General features: G+C 70.7%; 8 protein-coding genes and 1 pseudogene. 7 read left to right on the top strand and 2 right to left on the bottom strand.

Annotated features, from left to right (window positions below; genetic code table 11):
• Together HHL10_RS29535 and HHL10_RS29530 are read left to right on the top strand one after the other, a co-directional pair.
• Positions 1-294 (top strand): annotated as a pseudogene (locus tag HHL10_RS29535) (phenylacetate--CoA ligase); the annotation flags it as partial.
• 140 nt (positions 295-434) lie between these two features.
• On the top strand, positions 435-1,058 hold the full coding sequence (locus HHL10_RS29530; protein ID WP_169164012.1) for a TetR/AcrR family transcriptional regulator: 624 nt from the start codon (positions 435-437) through the stop codon (positions 1,056-1,058).
• A gap of 33 nt (positions 1,059-1,091) precedes the next feature.
• Here HHL10_RS29530 and HHL10_RS29525 read toward each other — a convergent pair whose 3' ends face one another.
• Positions 1,092-2,057, bottom strand: coding sequence for a DUF6685 family protein (locus HHL10_RS29525; protein WP_169164011.1), 966 nt, complete (start codon positions 2,055-2,057; stop codon positions 1,092-1,094).
• Between the two features lie 388 nt (positions 2,058-2,445).
• On the opposite strand from HHL10_RS29525, the gene HHL10_RS29520 reads away from it, so the two are divergent.
• Positions 2,446-2,823: a hypothetical protein gene (locus HHL10_RS29520; RefSeq protein ID WP_169164010.1), complete on the top strand. Its 378-nt coding sequence runs from the start codon at positions 2,446-2,448 to the stop codon at positions 2,821-2,823.
• A gap of 170 nt (positions 2,824-2,993) precedes the next feature.
• On the opposite strand, the gene hutC is transcribed toward HHL10_RS29520, so the two are convergent.
• Positions 2,994-3,710 carry a histidine utilization transcriptional repressor HutC gene (gene hutC, locus HHL10_RS29515; protein WP_169164009.1) on the bottom strand — a complete coding sequence of 239 codons (717 nt, stop codon included), beginning with the start codon at positions 3,708-3,710 and terminating at the stop codon, positions 2,994-2,996.
• Positions 3,711-3,891: 181 nt separating this feature from the next.
• Between hutC and hutU the strand changes: the two genes are divergently transcribed.
• The 4 genes from hutU to hutH all read left to right on the top strand — a co-directional run bounded on the left by hutU (position 3,892) and on the right by hutH (position 9,482).
• Positions 3,892-5,601 (top strand): urocanate hydratase, encoded by a 1,710-nt coding sequence (gene hutU / locus HHL10_RS29510; protein WP_169164008.1) that lies wholly within the window; start codon positions 3,892-3,894, stop codon positions 5,599-5,601.
• Positions 5,602-5,614: 13 nt separating this feature from the next.
• Positions 5,615-6,604, top strand: coding sequence for a formimidoylglutamase (gene hutG, locus HHL10_RS29505; protein WP_169164007.1), 990 nt, complete (start codon positions 5,615-5,617; stop codon positions 6,602-6,604).
• A complete protein-coding gene (hutI, locus tag HHL10_RS29500) occupies positions 6,601-7,869 on the top strand; it encodes an imidazolonepropionase (protein ID WP_169164006.1) in 1,269 nt (422 codons plus the stop codon). Before hutG ends, hutI begins: the two co-directional genes overlap by 4 nt.
• A gap of 65 nt (positions 7,870-7,934) precedes the next feature.
• Positions 7,935-9,482: a histidine ammonia-lyase gene (hutH, locus tag HHL10_RS29495; RefSeq protein WP_169164005.1), complete on the top strand. Its 1,548-nt coding sequence runs from the start codon at positions 7,935-7,937 to the stop codon at positions 9,480-9,482.
• Positions 9,483-9,685 lie beyond the last annotated feature (203 nt).

Raw genomic sequence — 9,685 nt, 5'->3', positions numbered from 1 at the left:
GTCTTCCCGACCCAGATCGAGGAGATCGTGCTGCAGCACCCGCAGCTCTCGGGCCAGTACCAGCTGCAGGTGATGCGCGAGGGGCTGCTCGACGAGGTGCAGGTGCGCTGCGAGCTGCAGCCCGCGCCGGGCGTGATGGCGCCGGCGGCGGTGGAGGAGATCGCCAAGTGGGTGCAGCACCGCATCAAGACGCTGGTGGGCATCAGCACGCGCGTGGAGGTTCTGGTGCCGGACTCCATCGAGCGCACCCTCACCGGCAAGGCGCGCCGTGTCATCGACCGGCGCACCCGGTAAGGCAGCCTGCTGCGGCGCCATGGATCTTCGCCGCCCGTGCCGTGGTGCTTCGGCACCAGGCGTGCCGGCGGGCGCGCGGCCGCCTGCTGCAAGATGGCGGCTTTTTGCGCTCCAGAAGCGATTGACGGGAAAGAAGATCCATGGTCCGCATCCGCACATCCGGGTATGAAGAGCAGCGCGAGGCGATCCTGGCGCACGCGGCGCGTCTGTTCGCGCAGCGCGGTTTTCCGGCCACGTCCATGAACCAGGTCGCCGAGGCCTCCGGGCTGTCCAAGGCGACGCTCTACCATTACTTCCGGGACAAGTACGCCCTGCTGGTGAACATCGCCGAGGGGCATGTGAAGCGGCTGGAGATGCTGGTGGACGAGGTGGCGGACGAGCCGCTGAAGCCCGAGGCGCGCATCCGCGAGCTGATCCGGCGCTTCGTCGAGGAGTATTCGCACGCCCAGGACGCGCACCGCGTGCTGACCGAGGACGTGCGCTTCCTGGAGGACGCCGACCGCGAGCGCGTGCTGGTGATGGAGCGCCGGCTGGTGGAGCGCTTCGCCCAGGTCATCAGCCAGATGCGGCCGGAGCTGGCCGCGGCCAGCCTCACCAAGCCGCTGACGATGCTGCTGTTCGGCATGATCAACTGGATGTTCACCTGGCTGCGCCCGGACGGTGCGTTGGACCATGCCGCCATGGCGCCGGTCGTGGCCGACCTGTTCCTGGGCGGGGTGCCGGCGGTCAGGCCGCCGCAGGCCGGACCGGCGTCATCGTCCTGAACCCGACCCCAACGTGCCGTTGCCGGGTGGCGATCAGGCCGCTTCGGCCTGCGGGCCCTGGCCCAGGCGCACCGAGTTCATGTGCTGGCGCAGGAGCAGGGCGGACAGGAGCTTGCCCACGTCCGGGTAGCCGGCTGCGCGCAGCTCCGCCGCGGCGGCCATGGAGCGCCGGTCGGCGCGGGGCAGAAAGATCACTTCCGCGTCAGTCCCCGGCGCGGGCATGCGCTTGCTGAGATAAGGAATGCGCGATCCGCGCAGCGCTTCGTGGAAGCGGACGTTGGCGACGACGTCGCGGCAGGACACGGCGAACAGCTCGAAGTCGCGGCGCAGGTTGTTCACGGCCGGCGGCTCGATGGAATAGACCCGCAGCTCGCCGCACAGCGGCACCTTCTGGCCCAGGCGCGCGGCGACGAGGCGCGCCGCGGCGAACTGGCGCGAGGCGCCGCTGTTGATGAGGAAGACCCGGCCGTCCCAGAGAAAGCGCGCGAAGTGGTCGCTGGACTGCTGCCGGCGCAGGGTGCGGATCTCGCGACGGGCGAGCAGGGTGTTGAGCCGGGCGCTGGAGATCTCGTCCACCAGCTGCGGCGAACCCTGCAGCGCCAGGGCGTCCAGGGAGTCGTAGCGGGCCAGCTCGGCCTTCGAGGCCTGCAGCCCTTCCACGTCCTGGATGTCGCAGCGCCAGTCGGGAAGCCGGATGCAGCTGCCGAAGCGCGCCAGCTCCGGCAGCACGACGCGGTAGCTGTGGTAGCCGAAGTTGCGCTGCGTCCTCCAGCCCAGCAACTCGCCGGCCTTGAAGGCCACGCTGCCGCTGCGCAAGGCCTCACCCCATTCGTGCCAGCGCGGCATGCTCGCCGCCGCGATCGGGCCCGGCACGGCATCGAGCGAAACCTGCAGCTTCCGGGCGTTTTCGTCCAGGAAGGGGCGCAGCTTGTGCGGCGTCCCGAAGCGCTCACGCACCAGGTTCGTGACGAGTGACAGGCCCTTCTTCAGCATTGGCATCCCTCGACTTTCTTTCACATGTTTCCGGTCCCGCCGGCGCGCATGGCCGCAGGCGGTTGGACTCCGGATTGTCGCCCCGATGCGCCCGATGTTGACCCGGGATGGCGGTGCCGGGCCGGCCCGCCTCGGCAAGCCGTTGAAACAATCGGTGATCATCGCGGTGGCTCGGCCTGCCCGACAGGAAGTCGATGCCGCAACCGCTCCATGGGGCGGCCGGGCTGCTGCCAAGCCGGAGGAGCGTACGGGAACACCCGGGCGATGCCCGGGTGCGCGTTGAGGCCGGATGGGCTCCGGCGGGCGTGGACGGCAGTTGTGCCGTCACGACATTGAGCACGGTTGGGCTCTGTCACAATGGACTTGCCGCAACATGTTGATTCTGGAGGACCGCATGAACGCTTTCATTACCCAGGCTCAGGAAGCCGCCAAACAGTGGGGCGAGTTGAGCACGGCCTTTTTCCAGCAGCAGGCCAAGCTGTTCCAGGCCCCCCTGGCCGCCAATCCCGCAGCCGCTTCCGATCCCAACGCCGTCATGGCCGGTCTGGTCCAAGCCACGGAGCAGGCTGACGAGTTCATGGTCAAGGCCGTGAAGCTGCTCGATGCCCAGAGCGCCCAGCTGCTGGACGCCGCGCTGCAGGACAGCGCCGCCAAGGATTCGCTGGCACCGGTGGTCGCCGGCTACAAGAGCGCGTCGCAGGCCGTGGTCAGCGCCGTTGAGCAGCTGGCGCAAGCCCGCAAGGCGCTGCTGGACAAGACCCGCGGCGGCTGAGCCGCCAGGCTTCTTTTCCATCTCTGACCAGCCCGGGGGTCGCATGGCCCCCGGCTGCTTTTCAGCAACACGGCGCCAACTTTCGCGCCTTGGTTGCGAGCCCAACGGGCTCACCGGGGACATCCTCTCGTCCCCGAGCCGCGCCAGCCGCGGCCGCCTCGCTTCCCCGCTCAGAACTCGCCCGCGAACTGGTAACGGTTGGCCGGGTGCCACAGCGTGGCCGTGGAGGCCACCTGCCCCATCGACAGCGTCTTGCGCCGCAGCACCAGGCAGGGCTGGTGCACGTCGATGCGCAGCATGTCGGCGATGTCGGGCGGCGGCATCAGCGCCTCGATGCGGTAGCGCACGCCTTGCAGCGGCGCCACGCGCATCAGGTACTCGTTGGCCGTGGTCTTTCCGAAGTCCAGCTGCATGTAGTCCGGCGCCAGCGCTGGGTTGACGCAGCGGTCCTCGACCTGGATCGGCACCTCGTTCTCGAAGTGCACGACCACCGAGTGGAACAGCGGGCTGCCCTCGCGCAGCTCGAACTGCGCCGCCAGGCCGTCCGTGGCCTTGACGCGCTCGAGCCGGTGCAGCTCGCAGCGGTGCGCATGCCCGCGCGCGGCGATCTCGTCCGCGATGTTGCGGATCTCCACCAGCGTCGCCTGGTACTTCTGCTGCGCCACGAAGGTGCCCGAGCCCTGCACGCGGATGAGCACCTGCTCGTCGGTGAGCTCGCGCAGCGCGCGGTTGGCCGTCATGCGCGAGACCGCGAACTCCGCCGCCAGCGCCTGCTCACCTGGGATGGCATCGCCTTCCTTCCACTCCCCGGCGTGGATGCGCTCCAGGATGTGGCGCTTGATGCGCTTGAACGCCGGCTCTTGTTCGCGCGGGATTGCGTGGTCCATGGGGGCTCCATTCAGGGTTTGCACCGAGCCCGTGGGCCGGCTGATGTCTTTTCGACTTCGCTGCATTGGGACTATAGTTGTATAGACAAATCAAATCTAAACCGGCTAAATTGTCTATCTGCTTGCTGCTCATTGCTTGCAGCGCCGCGCCCTCACTGAACCGCCGCCCAAGGAGACCGCCATGAGCCCCGTCCCATCGTTGGACCAGGACCCCCGCTACGACGCCTCGCGCCAGATCCGCGCGCCGCGCGGCGGCACGCTGCACTGCAGGAGCTGGCTTACCGAGGCGGCGTACCGGATGCTGCAGAACAACCTCGACCCCGAGGTGGCCGAGAACCCGAAGCACCTGGTGGTCTACGGCGGCATCGGGCGCGCGGCGCGCGACTGGGCCTGTTTCGACCAGATCCTGCAGTCGCTGCGCGAGCTGGGGGACGACGAGTCGCTGCTGGTGCAGTCGGGCAAGCCGGTGGGCGTGTTCAAGACCCATCCCGACGCGCCGCGGGTGCTGATCGCCAACTCCAACCTGGTGCCCAAGTGGGCGAACTGGGAGCAGTTCAACGAGCTGGACCGCAAGGGCCTGTTCATGTACGGCCAGATGACGGCCGGCAGCTGGATCTACATCGGCAGCCAGGGCATCGTGCAGGGCACCTACGAAACCTTCGCCGAGGCCGCGCGCCAGCACTACGGCGGCAGCCTGGCCGGGCGCTGGATTCTCACCGCCGGCCTGGGCGGCATGGGCGGGGCGCAGCCGCTGGCGGCCAGCTTTGCCGGCGCGGCCTCGGTGACCATCGAGTGCCAGCAGAGCCGCATCGACTTCCGCCTGCGCTCGCGCTACCTCGACGAGCAGGCCAGTGACCTCGACGACGCGCTGGCGCGCATGGCCCGCTACACGGCGGAGAAGCGCGCCGTCTCCGTCGGCCTGCTGGGCAACGCGGCCGAGCTGTTGCCGGAGTTGGCCAGGCGCGCCCGCGCCGGCGGCCTCCGGCCCGATCTGGTCACCGACCAGACCTCGGCGCACGACCTGGTCAACGGCTACCTGCCCCTGGGCTGGAGCGTGGCCGACTGGCAGCAGGCGCAGCAGGACCCGGCCCGGCATGCGCAGCTCACCGAGGCGGCCGCGCGCTCCTGCGCCCGGCACGTGCAGGCGATGCTGGACTTCCACGCCATGGGCGTGCCGACCGTGGACTACGGCAACAACATCCGCCAGGTCGCCTTCGACCAGGGCGTCAAGAACGCCTTCGACTTCCCCGGCTTCGTGCCCGCCTACATCCGGCCGCTGTTCTGCGAGGGCAAGGGGCCGTTCCGCTGGGTGGCGCTGTCGGGCGACCCGGAGGACATCCGCAGGACCGACGCCAGGCTCAAGGAACTGTTCCCCGGTAACGCCAAGGTGCACCGCTGGCTGGACATGGCGGGCGAGCGCATCGCCTTCCAGGGCTTGCCCGCGCGCATCTGCTGGCTGGGATTGGGCGAGCGCCATGTGGCGGGCTTGGCCTTCAACGAGATGGTGCGCCGCGGCGAGCTGAAGGCGCCCATCGTCATCGGCCGCGACCACCTCGACACCGGTTCGGTGGCCAGCCCGAACCGCGAGACCGAGGCGATGCGCGACGGCACCGATGCGGTGTCCGACTGGCCGCTGCTCAATGCGCTGCTCAACACCGCGGGCGGCGCCACCTGGGTGTCGCTGCACCATGGCGGCGGGGTTGGCATGGGCTACTCGCAGCACGCGGGCATGGTGATCGTGGCCGACGGCAGCGAGGCGGCCGAAAAGCGCCTGGCGCGCGTGCTCGTCAACGACTGTGCCTCGGGCGTGATGCGCCATGCCGATGCCGGCTACGAGTTGGCCATCGAGACAGCGAAGAAGCACGGCCTGAAGCTGCCGATGCTGCGCTGAAGGCGGGCGGGACATGAGAGTCATCGATCCGCCCATGGACTGCTGGCACGGCCGCGTGGATGCCGAGGAGGGCGAGCTCGGCCGGCGCTGGCACCAGCTGGTGCAGCCGCTGTCCCCGACGTCGCAAGGCGTGGTGCTGACCGGCTTTGCCTGCGACGCGGGCGTGGCGCGCAACCAGGGGCGCGTCGGCGCGCGCGAGGGCCCGAGGGCGCTGCGCGCGATGCTGGCGAACCTGCCCGTGCACGGGCAGGCACAGCTGTCCGACGCGGGCGACGTGGTGTGCGAGGGCGATGCGCTGGAACACGCGCAGGCCCGCTTGTCCGGCCTGCTGTGCGGGTTGCTGGAGCGCGGCCTGTTCCCCATCGTCCTCGGCGGCGGGCATGAGATGGCCTTCGGCTCCTTCGGCGGGCTGGCGCGCCACCTGGCACGCCGGCATCCGGCGCCGCGCGTCGGCATCATCAACCTGGATGCGCACCTGGACCTGCGCCTCGCCCAGCGCGCCAGTTCCGGCACGCCGTTCCGCCAGATCGCCGAGGACTGCGCCGTGCGCGGCTGGCCGTTCCACTACTGCTGCCTGGGCGTGAGCGAGTTCGCCAACACGCCGGCGCTGTTCGAGCGCGCGCGCCGGCTGGGCGTGACCTGGCTGCGCGACGAGGACATGGGTGAGACGCGGCTGCCGCGGACGCTGGCGCTGCTGGAGCGCTTCCTGGCCGGCGTGGACCAGGTCTACCTCACCATTTGCCTGGACGTGCTGCCAGCAGCCGTGGCGCCGGGCGTGAGCGCGCCGGCAGCGCTCGGCGTGCCGCTGGTGGTGGTGGAGGCTTTGATCGATCGCGTCGCTGCCAGCGGCAAGCTGCGGCTGGCCGACGTGGCCGAGCTCAATCCGCGCCTGGACATCGACGGCCAGACCGCCCGCGTGGCGGCGCGGCTGGTGGGACGGCTGGCGCAGCGCCGGCAACAGGCGCAGACGGCCGGGGCTGCCCTGGCAGGAGCCCTTGCATGAACCACACCTGGGATGCCTTGTGGACCCATGTCCATCTCGCCACGCTGGCGCCGGCCGCGGCCGGCTACGGCGAGCTGCGCGACGCGGCGCTGGCGGTGCGTGACGGCCGCATCGCCTGGCTGGGGAGCATGCGCGAGCTGCCTGCCGGCGCCCAAGCCGCCATCGAGCACGACGGCCAGGGCTGCTGGGTCACACCCGGCCTGATCGACTGCCACACGCACATCGTCTACGCCGGCAACCGCAGCGACGAGTTCGAGGCACGGCTGCAGGGCGTGTCCTACGAGGAGATCGCGCGCCGGGGCGGCGGCATCCGGTCCACCGTGCGTGCCACGCGCGCGGCTACTTTCGAGACCCTGCTGGCGGCCTCGCTGCCGCGCGTGGCGACACTGCTGGCCGAGGGCGTGACCACGCTGGAGATCAAGTCCGGCTATGGCCTCGATCTGGACACCGAGGCCCGCATGCTGCGCGTGGCGCGCGAGATCGGGCGCGCCGAGCCGGTGCGCGTGCGCACCACGTACCTCGGTGCGCATGCGGTGCCGCCGGAATTCGCTGGCCGCACCGACGACTACGTGACGCGGGTGTGCGAGGAGGTGCTGCCGGCACTGGCGGCGGAAGGCCTGGCCGATGCGGTCGATGCCTTTTGCGAAACCATTGGCTTCACCCGGGCGCAGGTCGAGCGCGTCTTCGACGCGGCGCGGCGGCTGCAGCTGCCGGTGAAGCTGCATGCCGAGCAGCTCTCGGATCAGCAGGGCTCCCAGCTCGTGGCCCGCCACGGCGGGCTCTCGGCCGATCACCTGGAGTGGCTGTCACCGCAGGGCGTGCAGGCGCTGGCCGCAGCCGGCACGGTGGCGGTGCTGCTGCCGGGTGCCTACTACTTCCTGCGCGAGACCCGGCTGCCGCCATTGCAGGCGCTGCGCGACGCCGGCGTGCCGATGGCGGTGGCGACCGACTGCAACCCCGGCACCTCGCCAATGCCCTCGCTGCTGGCCGCCATGAACCTGGCCTGCACCCTGTTCCGCCTCACGCCGCAGGAGGCGCTGGCCGGCACCACGCGCCATGCGGCGGCGGCCCTGGGGCTGAGCGGGCAGCTCGGCACGCTGGAGCCGGGCAAGGTGGCGGACTTCGCGCTGTGGGCCATCGACCGGCCCGCGGATTTGAGCTGCGCGCTCGGCTTCAACCCCTGCGTCGGCGTCGTCAACGCCGGCGTGCCGCGGGCGCCCCGGCCACCGCAGGGCGGGCGCTGCTTCGACCAACCCGGACAGTGACTTCCGGGGCGCCGTCCCCGCGCGCCTGGCATTCAGACCCCATGACTCCCACCGGAAACCCGCACATGCAAACCCTGGAACTCAAGGCCGGCGCACTGACGCTGGCCGACCTGCAAACCATCCACGCCGGTGGCGTGTCGCTGGTGCTCCACGCCGCCACCCGCGACGCCATCGAGCAGGGCGCGGCCGTGGTGCGACGCGCGGCCGAGGGTGACGCGCCCGTCTACGGCGTCAACACCGGCTTCGGCAAGCTGGCGTCCACGCGCATCAGCCCGCAGGACCTGGACACCCTGCAGCGCAACCTGATCCGCTCGCACAGCGTCGGCGTGGGCGAGCCGCTGGCGCCTCCAATCGCGCGGCTGATGCTCGCGCTCAAGGCCGCGAGCCTGGCGCGCGGCTACTCGGGTGTGCGGCCGGAGGTGATCGAGCTGCTGCTGCAGGTCCACAACGCCGGCCTCGTTCCCTACGTGCCGAGCCAGGGCTCGGTGGGCGCCTCGGGCGACCTGGCGCCGCTGGCGCACATGACGCTGGCGCTGATGGGCGAGGGCGAGATGCTGGTGGACGGCCGGCGCGTCCCGGCGCTGCCGGTGCTGCGCGAGGCCGGCATCGAGCCGCTGGCGCTGCATGCCAAGGAGGGGCTGGCGCTGATCAACGGCACGCAAACCTCCACCGCGCTGGCGCTGCATGCGCTGCTGAGCTTCGAGCCGGTGCTGGAGGCGGCGCTGGTCGTGGGGGCGCTGACCGTGGACGCCGCACGCGGCAGCGACGGGCCCTTCGACCCGCGCATCCACCTGCTGCGGGGCCAGCCCGGGCAGATCGATGTGGCCCGCTACTACCGCAAGCTGCTGGAGGGCAGCGCCATCCGCGCCTCGCACCGCGACGGCGACGACCGCGTGCAGGACCCGTACTGCCTGCGCTGCCAGCCGCAGGTGGTGGGCGCCTGCCTGGACCAGCTGCGCCACGCGGCGCTGGTGCTGGTGCGCGAGGCCAACGCGGTGACGGACAACCCGCTGGTGTTTCCCGAGGACGGCGCGATGGTGTCCGGCGGGAACTTTCATGCCGAGCCGGTGGCGCTGGCCTGCGACGCGATGGCGGTGGCCATCGCCGAGGTCGGGGCCATCGCCGAGCGCCGCATCGCCATGCTGATCGACGCCGGCGTGTCGCGGCTGCCGCCGTTCCTGACGGCGGATGCCGGGCTCAACAGCGGCTTCATGATCGCCCACGTGACGGCCGCTTCGCTGGCCAGCGAGAACAAGTCGCTGGCGCATCCGGCCAGCGTCGACTCGCTGCCGACCTCGGCCAACCAGGAAGACCACGTCAGCATGGCCACCTTCGCGGCGCGCCGGCTGCAACCGATGATCGCCAACACCGCGCACATCCTGGGCATCGAGCTGCTGGCTGCCGCGCAGGGCATCGAGTTCCTGCGTCCGCTGGCCAGCTCACCGGCCCTGGAGGCCGCGCATGCGCTGCTGCGCGATGCGTGTCCTTCGGTGGACCGGGACCGCTACCTGGCTCCCGACATCGAGCGGGCCACTACGCTGGTCGGCGACGGTTCCCTGGCGCGGCTGCTGCGCAAGCTGCCGGGCCTGCCGGCGCTGTGGGTACCGGCCTGAAAAGCGGCCCGGCCATGAGCGACAGGTGCAATTGCGCGATGAGCCGTTGTCTTGGCACGCCTGGCCGGACACCGTCGAGGCTGTGTGAAAACGCGGCACGGCCGCATCATGTCGGCTGCTGGCGTACGACGTGGAGAGAACCATGGGTCGATACATCGGAGAGGCTGATCGGACGCAAACAGCCCTGTTTCCCGAGAGCCTCG

It is taken from the genome of Azohydromonas caseinilytica (assembly GCF_012927045.1).
Classification (GTDB): Bacteria; Pseudomonadota; Gammaproteobacteria; order Burkholderiales; family Burkholderiaceae_C; genus Azohydromonas; species Azohydromonas caseinilytica.
This window is presented reverse-complemented; position numbering and strand designations above follow the sequence as displayed.